Consider the following 13,703-nt stretch of genomic DNA (forward strand, 5'->3'; position numbering starts at 1 on the left):
ATCGTGACCCTAGGTCCGTTCCGTGTACTTCCGATGAGAGTCCGCCGGGGGCCGGACGACCCTGCCGCGGGCGACCAGTTCGAGGATCCCGGCGACGGCCACGGTCTCCGCGGCGAGCAGGCCGATCAGCACCAGCACCTGCGCCGCGGCCGCCTGGACGGGGTTCCCGCTGCCGATGAGGACGCCGACGAACGCGCCGGGCAGCGTCACGAGCCCGACGGTGCGGGTCTGGTCCATCGGCGGTACCAGGGCCTGGGTCGCGGCGGGCCGGCAGACGAGCATGGCCGCGTCGCGGTGGCGGCCGCCCAGGGCGAGGGCGGCCTCGTACTCGTCGCGGCGCTGCTCCAGATCGTCGAGGGCGCGGCGTCCGCCGAGGGACGTGGCGGTCATGGCGCCGCCGATGACGATCCCCGCCACCGGTACGACCGCGATGCCGGTGAGGGGGACCGCGCCGCTGAGCAGCGCGATCGCGAGCACCGGCAGGACGCCGGAGGTGATCGCGGCGGTCGCGAACAGCCCGCTGCGGTGCGGGGTCATCCGGCGCGCGGAGGTCCAGGAGGCGACGCCGAGCATGACCAGCACGAACGCGACCGTGAGCCACCAGGACCGCACCACCGCGACGATGACCGTGGCGACCAGGGCGAGCTGGACCACGGCCCGCAGCGAGGCCACCGACAGCATCCGCGCGATCCCGAAGCGAGCCACCAGCGAGACCGCCACCGCCACCGCGACGAGCACGAGCAGGGCGGCCGCCAGCCCCCAGCCGACGTTGACCGACGCACCGTTCATGCCGAGGAGCGTGACCCGACGAGCGTGCGGTCGCCGACGGCGGTGGTCGCGGAGGGCGACGGTGACGGATCGGGGATCGGCGTGGGGGAGTGGGACGTGACGATCCCGACGACGACCGTGACGGCGGCCGCCATCGCCGTCACGACGGCGTCCGTGGACACCACGACGTGCTCGCCGAACCAGGCGACGCCCGCGGCCAGGCCCACCACGGGGTCGATCACCACGATCACCGACACCGCGGCGGCCACCGCGCGGGCCCGCCGGAAGGCGTGCTGGCTGAGCAGCACCGACAACGGCCCGACGACCACCGCGATCCAGAGCGCCGGGTGCGTGAGCGGCGCCGCCCACCCGGAGGCGAGCTCGGCGCCGACGGTCTTGAGCGCGATCGCGGTGACGCCGTAGCCGAGGCCGGTTCCGACCGAGAGCGCGATCCCGGTCGTCCCGGGCCTCCGCGCCCGCCGGGCGGCGGCCGCGGAGAGCACCAGGGTCGTGCCGGCGAGCAGGAGCAGCGCCGTTCCGGACGGGAGCCGGGTCGCCGTCCCGGCGGTCGGGGAGAGCGCGAGCAACACGGTGATGAGACCCGTCGTCGTGAGGATCATCCCGGCCCAGCGGATCCCGCTCGGTGTCCGGCCCAGCAGGAACCACTCCGCGAGGGTCGTGGCGACGATGCCGCCGACGAGGACGGTCTGCACGACGATCAGCGAGCCGAGCGTCAGCGCCAGGAACTGCAGCGCCAGCCCGCCCACCGACGCCGCGGTGCCGACCCACCACCAGCTGCTGCGCACCAGGCCGGCGAGCAGGCCGCCCCGTACCCCGTCGTCGGTCGTGGCCATCCCGCGGCGCTGGGCCACGCTGGAGGTGCCCAGCAGCGCCGCGGCCGCTCCGGCGACGAGGGCCGCGTCGAGCGAGCCGCTCATCACCGGCCTCCGACGGCCAGGCCCGGCGTGCGACGGGTGGCCAGCACACCCTGCACGAGCGCGGCGGGGTCGGCGCCGACGGGCCAGAACCGCCCGGTGTGGCGGCCGGCGGCCGCGGCGTCGACGGCCTCGGCGAGCGCGGCGGCACTGCGGGGCCACGGCGCGATGCCGGACCGGTCGAGGACCTCGGCGTTGGCGCGGCCGTGGCCGGCGATGGGTCGGTAGGTGACGGCGGGCAGGGCGGCCGCGAGCGCCTCGGTCAGCGAGAGCCCGCCGGCGTTGTGGATCAGGACGTCGGCGGCTCCCATCAGCGCGGCGACGTCGTCGCGCCAGCCGAGGGCGACCACCCGCTCGAGGCGGCCGAGCCGGCGGGCCAGCGTGGTGTTGCGTCCGCAGAGCACGACGACGTGCAGCCGCGGGTGGGCCAGCAGGTCGTGCACGGTGCGGGGGACCGATCCCATGCCCAGCGACCCGGCGCTGATCAGCGCCACCGGGGCGTCGTCGGGCAGGCCCAGCTCGGCGCGGACGTCCTGCCGGCCGCGGGTCGGGGCGGCGAAGTCCCGGGCCGACAGCGGGCCGGCGGCGCGGGCCCGCACCCCGTAGCGCCGGGCGTCGCGGGCGGTGGCCTCGGTGACGGTCAGGTGGTGGTCGACGGCGGGATGGCACCAGGTGGCGTGCGCGGCCGGGTCGGTGAGGTAGGTGACGACGGGTGCCGCGACCCGGCCCTGTTCGCGCAGCGCGCCGAGGGTCTGCCCGGCCAGCGGATAGGTGGTGACGACGACGTCGGCGTCGCGGGCCCAGCGCTCGAGACCCGGCTCCGCCCAGCGGCACACCAGGCCCGCGGCGCGGCGCAGCACGCCGTCGTGCTCGAGGCCGTCGAAGAGGGTGTCGAACAGGACGGGCGCGTACTGCACGGTGGGCTGGTACAGGTCGCGCAGCACCCGGCGGGCCGGGGCGGGCAGCGCGTCGAGGTAGTCGTGGACCTCGACCTGGACGCCGCGGCCGGCGAGCCGTCGGGCGAGCTCGCGGGCGGCGCCCTCGTGGCCCTGGCCGACGGTGGCGCTGATGATCACCACCCGCCCGGTCAGCGACACCTTCTCCGGCCACCTCGTCGGACCGCCCGCCACCACCAGGGGGACGAGCCGGCGGACCGGCGAGTCGTGGGTGGGCGCTGTCGGCGAGGACATCGCGGACGACCTCCGAGCTGGGTTCTCCGGTGAAGGTCCACGGGGTGGACCACTTCCACAGTGCTCGGCGGGGGTGAAGCCGCCACGTACAGCGGGTGGGAGCTGGGTAAGAGCTGTGGATCACAGGGGTCAACTCCGGCCGACGCCCCGACCGTCCTCGGAGATCCGTGTGAGGCCGATGAGTGCGTGCGCCCCGCCACGGACCGTCCGCCGAGGTCTCGCGTACATCACCGTCACATCTCGCTGCAGTCACGCTGCGTCCGAGATCCGTGATCACGACAGTTCGGGGGAACGATGGATCGCAGCGAGACGACGGTGCGCGTACTGCGCAAGCTTCCCGAGGTCACCGCCCTGTTCTGGGTGCTCAAGATCGTGGCCGTGACGCTCGGGGAGACCCTGGGCGACGAGCTCGGGATCACCCTCGGCGTCGGGTACCTGGCGACCGCGCTGGTCCTGCTGGTGGTGTTCGGGGTGCTGGTCGCCGCGCAGCTCCGGGCGAGCCGGTTCGCGCCGGCGCTGTTCTGGGCGGTGGTCCTCTCGACGAGCGCGGTGGGCACCGAGATCTCCGACGGGATGGACCGCGGGTACCCCGGCCACGCCAGTTCGTCCGCGGGCGGCATCGGCTACGGCTGGGGTGCCCTCATCCTCACCGCCCTGCTGGCGGCGGTGTTCGTCGCGTGGTGGCGGACCGGGCAGACCTACGACGTCGAGAACATCGCCACCCGCCGCGGCGAGGGGCTGTACTGGGTCGCGATCCTGGTGTCGAACACGCTCGGCACCGCCAGCGGGGACTGGCTCTCCGACGACACCGGCCTCGGGTTCCTGGCCGCCTTCGGGATCGTCTCGGTGCTGCTCCTGATCCTGCTCGGCCTGCATCGGTCGACCGCGTGGCCCACCGCGCTGCTGTTCTGGCCGGCATTCGTCCTGACCCGCCCGCTCGGCGCCGCGGGCGGCGACTTCCTGACCAAGCCCGCCGACGAGGGCGGCCTCGGCTGGGGCACGCTCGGGGCGACCCTCGCCCTGCTGGCCCTGCTCGTCGTCGGGGTCGCCTGGCAGACGGTGCGGCTGCGGCGATCGCCGCCGGCGACCCTGCCCGAGCCCCGGCACCGGGTGACCGGCGAACCGCAGACCCCGAACGGCGCGCTCGTGACCGCGGGGGCGCCGGGTGAGCTCCCGAGCACGTGATCACCGACGGGCGGCCGCCGCGACCGCCCAGGTCGTCCGCGCCTCCGCCGGGGCCTCCCCGCGCCAGCGCTGCCGGTCGAGCACGAGCAGGCCGACGGCGACGGCCACCCACACTCCGGTGTAGATCAGGATCGGCCCAGACGGCTGGATGCTGCCCTCGACGCTGTGCGCGATCAGGACGAGGGGGAGGTGCCACACGGTGACGACGACCGCGAGGATCGCGATCGCGGTCGCGGCGAGCGGGGAGAGCCGGGCCTGCAGGCCGGGCAGCGCGAACCCGCGCCACCCCGGCTCCTCACCCAGCGGCCCGTCCAGCGGGTTCACCAGACGGACCGCGAACACGAGCAGGAAGCTCCCGACCGACCTCGCGCAGGCCGGCCCGTCCGCCGCAGAGCGGGGCGGCCACGAGGGCGCCGACCAGCGGGCTGAACGCGCCGAAGGATCCGAAGGGGACGAAGGCCCGGGCGACGACGAAGGTCACGACGAAGAACGTGACGACCGGATGCTCCCGCAGCCACGCCATGAGCGCCTCGCCCCCGCCCCGGTCGTCGACGGCCGTCCGGGCCGGATCCTCGCTCGACGCCCATCGGCGTCACCTCACCCGCATCGGGTGAAACCGGACGAACGCGTCGCCCGGGCGAGACGTGTTGCTCGCTACTGAACTCGGGTAGCCGCGCGGCCATGAAGGTCGTGTACGTGTCCTACCCGCAGTCCGGCTCCGGCGATGTCGATGTGCCGGCGAGCGCGGAGAACGCCCTCGGACTGCGGTCGTTCCTCGAGTCCGGCGGGCACGAACTGGTCGCCACCTCCGAGACCGGCGAGGCGCTCGACCGCGAGCTCGCCGACGCCGAGGTGCTGATCACGACCCCGTTCTGGCCGGTCTACCTCGACGAGGACCGCATCAAGCGGGCCGCGAACCTCTCGCTGGTCATCACGGCGGGCATCGGCTCGGACCACACCGACCCGGAGACCGCGAAGCAGCACGGCGTCACCGTCGCCGAGGTGACCGGCAGCAACGTCGTCAGCGTCGCCGAGCACAACGTGCTGCAGATTCTCGCCCTGGTCCGGAACTTCGTTCCGGCGCACATGGAGGCCCGTGAGGGTGGCTGGGACGTCGCGAAGATCGCCGCGCCGTCGCACGACCTCGAGGGCAAGACCGTCGGCATCGTCGGGCTCGGGGCCATCGGCGCGCGAACCGCGCTGCGGCTCAAGGGCTTCGACGTGCGGATGCTCTACTACGCCAACCACCGCCGCTCCGCCGGTGAGGAGGCCTCGCTGGGCGTGAAGTACGCGCGGCTCGACACCCTCGTCGCCGAGTCCGACGTCATCTGCCTGGCACTGCCGCTGATGGACGGCAGCCAGGCGCTGTTCGGGCCGGAGCGCCTGCAGGCGATGAAGCCCGGCGCGTGGTTGGTCAACACCGCGCGCGGCGCGATCGTGGACCGTGACGCGCTCGTCGAGGCGGTCGGGTCCGGTCACCTGGCGGGGTACGCGGGCGACACCTGGTACCCGCAGCCCGCGCCGGCCGACCACCCGTGGCGCTCGCTGCCCCAGGGCTCCGAGGCGATGACGATCCACTGCTCGGGCATGACGCGCGAGGCGCAGGACCGCATCGCCGAGGGCGTGCACGAGATGCTCGCCGCCCACCTCGACGGCCGTGCGATGCCGGAGGACTTCATCGTGGTCGATCCCGCGGCCTGACGGCCGCCCGGGTCGACGCGGCTCGTCAGGCCGGGCCGGGCCGAGGTCGACGACTCCCCGGGACGGCGAGCGGGCTCCGCCCCGGCCCGCCCGAGGTCTCGACGAGCAGCTCCTCGCCCGCTTCGGCGGCCAGCACCGCGAGCGCGGCGGCGTGCTCGGAGACGCCCTCGGTCACGGCCCGGTTCCGCAGGGCCTCGGCACTCTGTCCCTCGGTGAGCTGCCGTGCGCGGGCGACCAGGGCCCGGGCTCGGTCGATGTCCCGACGGGTCTGCGCCTCGATCGGGTTCGTGCGGACCATCTCTTCCTCTTCCCCCCGGAGTGGCTGGACTCGGCTCTCGTCGTGGGACGGGAGCGGCCGCCGACGAGGTCCGGGTCGACGCCGTCCAGCGTGGCGGACCACCGGGTCGGGAGGCCACCCCGCGCGGCGCGTCCACGGCAGGCAAGCGTCGAGCGGTGTAATCTAGGTCACTGTTACGCCCGGACCACGCGTGACTGGAGCTGATCGCGATGGCTGCGCCCGCCTCGAACGGCCACCACGTCCCCGGCCCCGACTCGGGGGTGCTGGAGATGCTGTCCAGCGTGCTGTCGAGCCTGTCCTTCCCGGCGCGCCCCTGGCAGATCATCGCCGCCGCGGAGGCCTACGGGGCCGACAGCCGGACCATGACGCGGCTGCACCAGCTCCCGTCCGCCACGTACCCGTCGTTGCGGCATGTCGCGCAGGCCTACGGCAACGCTCCCGGTCCCCGTCGCGGCGCGCCACCGGCATCGCACCGGTAGGTCGGCGTCCGACGGCTCACGCTGACCCGACGACGAGCTGGGTGCCATGGATGCACGCGTCTCATCGCGGGGCGTGTGGACGGAGCACGATCATGGACTGGCGGACCCTGGCGGCGTGCCGCGACGAGGACCCGGAGCTGTTCTTCCCCGTCGGGACCGGCGAGGCGTCCCGGGCCGACGTCGCCGCCGCCAAGGCCGTCTGCCGGGGCTGCCCGGTGGTCTCGCCGTGCCTGGCGTGGGCGCTCGCCTCGGGGCAGGACGCCGGGGTCTGGGGCGGCACCAGCGAGGGCGAGCGTCGTGCGCTCCGCCGAGCGGTACGCGTACGCGCCCGTCGCCCCGGTTGACCCGCCCGCCGGCCCCCGAGCCGACGGGCGGGAGCTGTCTCAGAGGTTCGATCCACCGCCGGGCATCGCCAGGTGCTGGCCCGGCATGATCATGTTCGGGTTGCCCGCCACCGACCGGTTCGCGGACGCCAGCGCCTGCCAGCCGCCGCTGACCTGGTGGCTGGTCGCGATCGAGGAGAGGGTGTCGCCCGCGACGACGGTGTAGTCGTCCGGCAGGGCGTGCTTCGGGGCGCTGCTGCGGCTCGACGACGAGCTGCTGGTCGACTTCTTCGTCGAGCTCACCTGCCGGTCCGACGAGGAGCTGCCGCTGGAGCTGCTGCTCGAGCTGCCGGAGGTCGACCCGCCGCCCTCGCTCCCGTGCTTCCCGCAGACCGGCCACGCGCCGATGCCCTGCCCGTCGAGGACCTTCTCGGCGACCGAGATCTGCTCCTCACGGGAGGCGCCCTGCGGGCTGCCGCTGCCCCCGAAGGCCTTCCAGGTCGACTGCGTGAACTGGAGGCCGCCGTAGAAGCCGTTGCCGGTGTTCGCGGCCCAGTTGCCGGAGGACTCGCACTGGGCGATCGCGTCCCAGTTCACCGAGGGAGCGGCGTTCGCGGCGGGCGCGACGACCGCCCCGAGGGCGGCGAGGGCGAGCGGACCGGTGGTGGTGGCGACGACCGTCGTCCGGACACGGGTCGGACTGACGGCGCGGTGCTTCGCGGGCATCGGGGAACCTCACGAGTAGGCCGGGGCGCGGGGACGCCACGGCGAGCGGGGGAGCAGGGCGGGTAACCGCGACGGGGGAGCGGAGCGGTGGACCCGCCAGCGAGATTAGGAACCGCTCCTGAGGGATCGCCCGTAGCTGAGAACCGGCGGCCCCTGGCTGCGCCCGCGAGCCGTTTCCCGGCGACCAGCGCCCGTGCGCAGCGCCTTTCGGCTCAACGGCTTGCGCCGGACGTCACGGGTCGGTCTCAGGAACGTCACGCGGCTCTCAGCGCGGCGGCGGGGCGGGGAGCGGCCCCAGGAGATCCTCGACCGCCATGCCGATGGCGAGCACCGCGGTGTCGGCGTCGACCGGGCCTTCGAGACCGAGGCCCACCGGCAGCCCGGCCGGGGTGCGACCGGCCGGCACCGACAGGCTGGGCACCCCGGCGCAGCTTCCGGGGCTCACGGTGCGGATGGTCGTCGTGAAGGTGTCCACGGCCGGCCCGCCGTCGACCGACAGCGTGCCGGACCCGTTGACCGCGTCGATGGGTGCGGGCAGCACGGGGGAGGTGGGGAACAGGATCGCGTCGAGGCCGTTGTCGGCGAGGTAGTCGGCGTAGACCTGCTGGAGCCGGGGCCGGTGGACGGCGATCGCGTCCGGGTACGCGTCGCCGAAGGCGTCGGCCGTCACCGCGGCGAACGCCGCCCGCACGTCCGGGCTCGCGATCCCGGCCGCGATGTCCTCCAGTTTGACTCCCTCGACGCCGGTCTCGCGCAGGTAGTCCGGGATGGCGGACCGCGGCTCGTGCAGCGCCAGCGGGAAGACGATCTTCTCGGTCAACGCCAGGGCGTCCGGCATGTCGACGTCGACGAGCACGACACCTGCGTCGGCGAGCCTCCTCCGGGCCTCGTCCATCACCGTCGCGACCGGCCGCTCGAGATCGCTCCACAGGACGGCTGGGGTACCGATCCGGAGGCCGGCGAGCGGCACCGGCGCGGGCACCGACCCGCCGGTGATCACCGAGTCGAGCAGCGCCACGTCGCGGACCGTCCGCGCCATCGGCCCGACCGTGTCGAGGGTGTGGCTGAGCGGGAGGACCCCGGCCCCGCTGTAGCGACGCCGCGGGCCGCCGGTCGACGGGCGGAAGCCGACGATCCCGCTCAGCGCGGCGGGGGTGCGCACCGAGGCGCCGGTGTCGGTGCCGAGGCCGGCGGGCCCGATGCGCGCCGCGATCGCCGCGGCGGTGCCGCCCGACGATCCGCCGGGGATGCGGGTGGGGTCGTACGGGTTCCGGGTGATCGCGGCGTGCGGGGCGAGGTTCGTCGTGGTCACGCCGAGCGCGAGCTCGTGCATGGTCGTCTTCCCGACGACGACCGCCCCGGCCGCCACCAGGCGGGCGAGGACCGGCGCGTCCGACGTCGGGCGCACGTCGCGCAGTGCGGGCGTCCCGCCGGTGGTCGGCAGGGCGCTGGTGTTGATGTTGTCCTTCACGAGCAACGGCAGCCCCGCCAGCGGGCCGAGCGGGGTTCCCGCGTCCCGGGCGGCATCGATCGCGGCCGCCCACGACCGCGCGCCGTGCGGATCGAGCGCCACCACGGCGCCGAGATCCGATCGCTCCTCGGCCCTCTCGAGGACGGACTCGACGGCGGCGAGCGCGGTGAGCTCACCGCGGGCCACGGCGCCGACGACCTCGGTCGCGGTCAGGTCCTGGTGCACGCGCTCGCTCCCGACGGACTGGGGAGCCTCACCGTACTGGGTGAGGCCCCGTCGACCATCTCATCCGGGAGCGCGGACGAACCTCCGGCCGGCACGGCCGATCTCCGCGGCGACGGAGCCGAGCAGGCAGAGACCCGTCACCACGAGCAGGTAGGCCGCGAGCCAGACGTGCTTGAACACCTCGAAGTAGCCGTCCCCGAGCACCGCCGTCACGACGATGCCGAGGGCGGTGACTGCCCCGAGTCCGGCGGCCAGGCACCACCGGGCGGTTACCGGCGCCCGCCGTCGCCAGGCCACCGCGCTCCCGGCGGCGGCGACGGCGAGCAGCACCAGCGCCGTCGGGAGCCACGGCGGGCGGCGGGTCCCGTCCAGCACGGTGCGGAGGTCGGGCTGCCGGGCCCCGGACCAGCCGGGATCGCCCCCGGGCGGCGAGACCCGTGAGGTGTCCGCCGGTCCCGAGGCCAGGTACGGCAGGTCGGCGCGCGTCGTCGCCTGCAGGCCGACCCCGACCGCCCGGGTCAGCGCCGCCGGATGACGGGCCAGCGCGGCCCAGGCCGCCGAGCGGGTGTCGTCGGGCCGGTCGCGGATCGCACGGCTCCACCACAGGGCGCTCGGGTGCGGGGGTCCGTTGAAGTACCCGTCGCCGGTGAACGCGGCGGCGTCCGGGGGCAGCCCGAGCTCGGCGGTCGCTGCAGGGCCGAGCTCGGTGAGGACGAGGGTGAACGCGAGGTCGTGGACGTTCGCGCCCTCGTAGACCGAGTCCTGGAACTCGACGGCGGCACCGAGCGGCACGGCGACCGCGAGCACCGTGACCACCGCGACCGCGGGGCCGACCAGGCGCCGGCGCCCCACCGTCACCACCGCGCACGCGAGGACGGCGACGACGAGCACCGGCAGGTAGGCGACCTTGGCCGTCGCGGCGACCCCGCCCCCGACCCCGGTCACGATCAGCGCGACGACCCGCGCGGAACGGTCGTCCGGCCGCGTCACCAGCAGCGCCGCGACGCCGCACGCCACCGCGAGGGTGCCCAGCAGCCCGGCCGGCTCGCCGTAGGTCGAGAGGAGGAAGCGGGTGAACGAGCCGAGCGCGAGCGGGGCGACCGGCACCACGAGCACCGTCGCCCGCCACGTGCCCGCCGCGGACGCGGCCCACGCCGCGGCGGCCACGACGAGCCCGACGAGCACGGCGTACCACCCGGCCACCGCGCCCAGCGCGAGCGTCCCGTCGTTGCCCAGCATCGCCGCGCGCAGCACCAGCCCGGCCGACGACGGCGTCGACCAGCAGCTCGGGGTCCCGACGGCGAAGTCGGTGACGACCCCGCCCTTCCAGGCCCCGAGACGGTCGACGGTGTCGGGGACCAGGCCGGCCCCGCAGTAGAGCCGGTAGCCGTCGCCGTTGTCCTCCACGCCGTACGTCCCGCCGGTCAGCAGCCCGAGCCGCAGGACGACGAGGAGGGCCGCGGCACCGCCGGCGCCGAGACCGAGCGCGGGTCGGCGCCACCGGGCGCCACCCCGCACCGCCGGCACCGTCACCGGGCCCATCGTGCCCGGCGCCCCGTCCGGTGCCGACCGCGGGGAATAGCGGCCGGGCCGGGCCGGGTTCTCGCGGACATGAGGATCGGGATCATCGGTGCAGGCATGATCGGCGGCACGCTGACCCGGCGGCTCGCCGCCCTGGGCCACGAGGTGCGCGTGGCGAACTCGCGGGACCCGGAGACGCTCTCCGAGCTCGCCGCCGAGACCGGCGCGACGGCGGTGTGGGCGCGCGACGCGGCGGCCGACGCGGACGTCGTGATCGTGAGCATCCCGCAGAAGAACACCCCCGACCTCGCGGCCGGGATCGTGTCCGCCGCGAAGCCGGGCGCCCCCGTCATCGAGACGAACAACTACTACCCCCAGCAGCGCGACGGCCGGATCGAGGCCCTGGAGAACGGCACCCCGGAGAGCGTGTGGGTGGCCGAGCTCCTCGGCACCCCGGTGTACAAGGTCTTCAACGGCATCTGGTGGAAGCACCTGCTCGAGAACGGGAAGCCCCACGGCACCGAGGGCCGGATCGCGCTGCCGATCGCGGGCGCCGACGACGCGGGCAGGGACGCCGTCTCCGCCCTGGTCGACGAGCTCGGCTTCGACCCGGTCGACGCGGGCAGCCTCGAGGAGTCCTGGCGCCAGCAGCCGGGCACCCCGGTCTACGGCAAGGACTACGACGTCGAGCGCACCCGTAAGGCCCTCGCGGAGGCCTCCCCGGAGCGTCCGGTGGAGTTCCGGGCCGCCTGAGGGCGAATCCCCTGCTCCGGACGCGAGCGTGGCCCGACGATCGACGACATCGGGCTACGCTCGGCCGGACGCCGACGGCGGTGAGGGGGTTCGGCCGTGACGAGCCAGGACCTGTACGTGGGGCCGACGGAGCGCCCGGACAAGTATCGGCTGGTCCGGCTGGAGGGCTCCGGCGGTGAGGCGGCGCTGTGGCGCGCCGAGGTGGATCTGGCCGGCGCGTCCGAGACCGTGGCGGTCAAGGTGCTTCGGCCCGAGCACCAGAACGACCTCGCGCGGATCAGCGCACGGTGGGCCGAGCAGGCGGAGCTGCTGCGGTTCGTCACCCATCCCTCGGTGGTCGGGGTCCGGGAGCACTTCGAGGCCGGGCCGCCGCACCCCGCCCGGGGCGAGTGCCCCGACGGGCGCGCGCTGTACCTGGTGATGAACTGGGTGCCGGGGCTGGCGCTGCGCGACTGGCTGCTGCTGCGGGAGGGCCGCGAGGGCACGGTGGCCGGGCTGCGGCTGCTGGAGCAGGTCGCCGACGTGCTCGAGATGCTCCACTCCGGCCGGGCCACGCCGTCGGCCCGTCCGGTGGTCCACGGCGACCTGTCCCCGGGCAACGTCATGGTCGACGACGAGGGCCGGGCCGTGCTCGTGGACTTCGGGCTGGTGCGGCTGGCGTCGCACCAGACCCGGGACGCGGCCGGCACGCCCGGGTTCGCCGCCCCGGAGGTGTGGACCCGGGGGGAGTACACCCCGGCCGCCGACCGCTACGGCTTCGCCGCGCTGGGGTTCTACATGCTGCTCGGGACCCCGCCCCCGGACGACGAGGACGAGGTCGCCGAGGCGCTGTTCGCGCACCCGTTCCTGGTCAACGCGTCGTCCGCCGCGGTCGAGGGGATCCTCGCCGGCTTCAGCGCGGACCCGGACCGCCGGCCCCCGGTGGCCGACTGGCTCGCGCTGCTGCGCGGCGCGGCGTCCACCTCCGCGCGGACCGTCCCGCCGACCACCCCGGCCGGTGCCGGCCGGGCCCCGTCGCCGACGATCCACGCCTTCCGGAACGGCCACCCCCGCGACGCGACCACCCGGGCCACCCCGCGCCCGGCCGCCGGGGAGAGTCGCGTCGAGCGCACCGGGACCGACGCCGCCGTCGACGTCGAGGCCCAGCTCGCCGAGTGCCGGGACGGGCCGGGGGAGCGGGTGTGGTCGGCACTGCTCAGCCGGCAGTGGTCGGTGTTGAGCACCTGGTGGACGAACCACTACGGAGGCCGGACCTACCACGTGAAGCTGCGCGACCGGTCCGACGACTGGGTGGTCGTGGTGGAGATGCGGTTCTGCGGCGAGGACTCCAGCCAGCTGGTGTGGGCCAGCGGCGCCGGCGGCGAGATGACCGAGTGCTCCGGCGAACTGGACCGCTGGCTCGCGCTGCTCTGAGGGCCTACCCGGCGGGCGGGTGGACGGCCGTGATCCCGGCGAGGACGAGATCGATGCCGTCGAGGAACTGCTGTCGGTCGTCGTGCTCGCGCATCTGCTGCGCGACGGTCCGCGTGAACGAGTAGTCGTCCGGGTCGAGCTCCTCCCAGGCCGTGGACACCTTCGCGAGGAACTCGCCGCGGTCGGCCCCCGGGCCGAGCACCTGGGCGTTCGCGGCGTTCTGCGCCGCCGCGCCGAGGATGTACTGGACCACCACCGACGTCACCGTGAACCACTGCTCCCGCGGCACGCCCATCGCGCTGACGTGTCGCCCGACGCCCTCGAAGATCCGCGGGGTCGTGACCTGCCAGGAGCTCGCCGAGAGCTGCGCGGCGACCCAGTTGTGGGCGTCGACCGCGTCGAACAGGCCGAGCGCGAGGGCGCGGATGCGATCCCGCGGGGAGGCGCCCTCGGGCTCGGCCGCCAGCGCGGCGGCGACGACGGCGTCGGTCGCGGCGGCCAGCAGTTCGCCCTTGTTCGCGACGTGCCAGTAGATCGCCCCGGGCCCGGTCGCGAGGCGCTCGGTGAGCGCCCGGAACGTCAGCCCGCCCTCGCCGGCCGCATCGAGCATCCCGACGGCCGCCTCGACGATCCGCTCCCGCGAGAGCGCCTCCGTGCGCCGCGGTGACCGGCGCGCCTGCTGTGACACGGCTCCATATTGACACGCCTGGAACGT

The 13,703-nt window shown here is 75.0% G+C and carries 15 protein-coding genes; 6 read left to right on the plus strand and 9 right to left on the minus strand.

What is annotated here, in order from left to right:
• Positions 1-9 precede the first annotated feature (9 nt).
• The 3 genes from LQ327_RS20650 to LQ327_RS20660 are packed head-to-tail and all read right to left on the minus strand — an operon-like array spanning position 10 to position 2,893.
• Positions 10-789: an ABC transporter permease gene (locus LQ327_RS20650; protein WP_230737221.1), complete on the minus strand. Its 780-nt coding sequence runs from the start codon at positions 787-789 to the stop codon at positions 10-12.
• Positions 786-1,706, minus strand: coding sequence for a DMT family transporter (locus LQ327_RS20655; RefSeq protein ID WP_230737223.1), 921 nt, complete (start codon positions 1,704-1,706; stop codon positions 786-788). The genes LQ327_RS20650 and LQ327_RS20655 overlap by 4 nt, the downstream gene beginning before the upstream one ends.
• Complete coding sequence (locus LQ327_RS20660) at positions 1,706-2,893, minus strand: MGDG synthase family glycosyltransferase (RefSeq protein ID WP_230737225.1); 1,188 nt, start codon at positions 2,891-2,893, stop codon at positions 1,706-1,708. Before LQ327_RS20660 ends, LQ327_RS20655 begins: the two co-directional genes overlap by 1 nt.
• 294 nt (positions 2,894-3,187) lie before the next feature.
• Here LQ327_RS20660 and LQ327_RS20665 point away from each other — a divergent pair, with 294 nt between their 5' ends.
• A complete protein-coding gene (locus LQ327_RS20665; protein WP_230737227.1) occupies positions 3,188-4,078 on the plus strand; it encodes a COG4705 family protein in 891 nt (296 codons plus the stop codon).
• Here LQ327_RS20665 and LQ327_RS20670 read toward each other — a convergent pair whose 3' ends face one another.
• Positions 4,079-4,420 carry a CPBP family glutamic-type intramembrane protease gene (locus LQ327_RS20670; RefSeq protein WP_230737229.1) on the minus strand — a complete coding sequence of 114 codons (342 nt, stop codon included), beginning with the start codon at positions 4,418-4,420 and terminating at the stop codon, positions 4,079-4,081. It lies immediately after the preceding gene.
• A 339-nt stretch (positions 4,421-4,759) separates the two neighbouring features.
• Between LQ327_RS20670 and LQ327_RS20675 the strand changes: the two genes are divergently transcribed.
• On the plus strand, positions 4,760-5,779 hold the full coding sequence (locus LQ327_RS20675) for an NAD-dependent formate dehydrogenase (protein ID WP_230737232.1): 1,020 nt from the start codon (positions 4,760-4,762) through the stop codon (positions 5,777-5,779).
• A gap of 25 nt (positions 5,780-5,804) precedes the next feature.
• On the opposite strand, the gene LQ327_RS20680 is transcribed toward LQ327_RS20675, so the two are convergent.
• Positions 5,805-6,077 carry a hypothetical protein gene (locus tag LQ327_RS20680; RefSeq protein ID WP_230737234.1) on the minus strand — a complete coding sequence of 91 codons (273 nt, stop codon included), beginning with the start codon at positions 6,075-6,077 and terminating at the stop codon, positions 5,805-5,807.
• 209 nt (positions 6,078-6,286) lie between these two features.
• Between LQ327_RS20680 and LQ327_RS20685 the strand changes: the two genes are divergently transcribed.
• Together LQ327_RS20685 and LQ327_RS20690 are read left to right on the plus strand one after the other, a co-directional pair.
• Positions 6,287-6,556 (plus strand): DUF2795 domain-containing protein, encoded by a 270-nt coding sequence (locus tag LQ327_RS20685; RefSeq protein WP_230737236.1) that lies wholly within the window; start codon positions 6,287-6,289, stop codon positions 6,554-6,556.
• Between the two features lie 92 nt (positions 6,557-6,648).
• Entirely contained in the window at positions 6,649-6,900 is a 252-nt protein-coding gene (locus LQ327_RS20690) for a WhiB family transcriptional regulator (RefSeq protein ID WP_230737238.1), read from the plus strand.
• Between the two features lie 39 nt (positions 6,901-6,939).
• Here the strand turns inward: LQ327_RS20690 and LQ327_RS34885 are convergent, their stop codons facing one another.
• The 3 genes from LQ327_RS34885 to wsfD form a co-directional block, all read right to left on the minus strand.
• A complete protein-coding gene (locus LQ327_RS34885) occupies positions 6,940-7,605 on the minus strand; it encodes a transglycosylase family protein (protein WP_308286350.1) in 666 nt (221 codons plus the stop codon).
• Between the two features lie 265 nt (positions 7,606-7,870).
• Entirely contained in the window at positions 7,871-9,301 is a 1,431-nt protein-coding gene (iaaH, locus tag LQ327_RS20705) for an indoleacetamide hydrolase (protein ID WP_230737240.1), read from the minus strand.
• Between the two features lie 60 nt (positions 9,302-9,361).
• Positions 9,362-10,834 (minus strand): glycan biosynthesis hexose transferase WsfD, encoded by a 1,473-nt coding sequence (gene wsfD / locus LQ327_RS34890; RefSeq protein WP_230737242.1) that lies wholly within the window; start codon positions 10,832-10,834, stop codon positions 9,362-9,364.
• A 45-nt stretch (positions 10,835-10,879) separates the two neighbouring features.
• Here wsfD and LQ327_RS34895 point away from each other — a divergent pair, with 45 nt between their 5' ends.
• A complete protein-coding gene (locus LQ327_RS34895; protein ID WP_308286353.1) occupies positions 10,880-11,575 on the plus strand; it encodes an NADPH-dependent F420 reductase in 696 nt (231 codons plus the stop codon).
• Positions 11,576-11,671: 96 nt separating this feature from the next.
• Positions 11,672-12,988 (plus strand): serine/threonine protein kinase, encoded by a 1,317-nt coding sequence (locus LQ327_RS20720; RefSeq protein WP_230737246.1) that lies wholly within the window; start codon positions 11,672-11,674, stop codon positions 12,986-12,988.
• A gap of 4 nt (positions 12,989-12,992) precedes the next feature.
• On the opposite strand, the gene LQ327_RS20725 is transcribed toward LQ327_RS20720, so the two are convergent.
• Positions 12,993-13,676, minus strand: coding sequence for a TetR/AcrR family transcriptional regulator (locus LQ327_RS20725; protein ID WP_230737248.1), 684 nt, complete (start codon positions 13,674-13,676; stop codon positions 12,993-12,995).
• Between the last annotated feature and the right edge of the window lie 27 nt (positions 13,677-13,703).

The sequence above is a fragment of the Actinomycetospora endophytica genome (genome assembly GCF_021026375.1).
GTDB classification, from domain to species: domain Bacteria; phylum Actinomycetota; class Actinomycetes; order Mycobacteriales; family Pseudonocardiaceae; genus Actinomycetospora; species Actinomycetospora endophytica.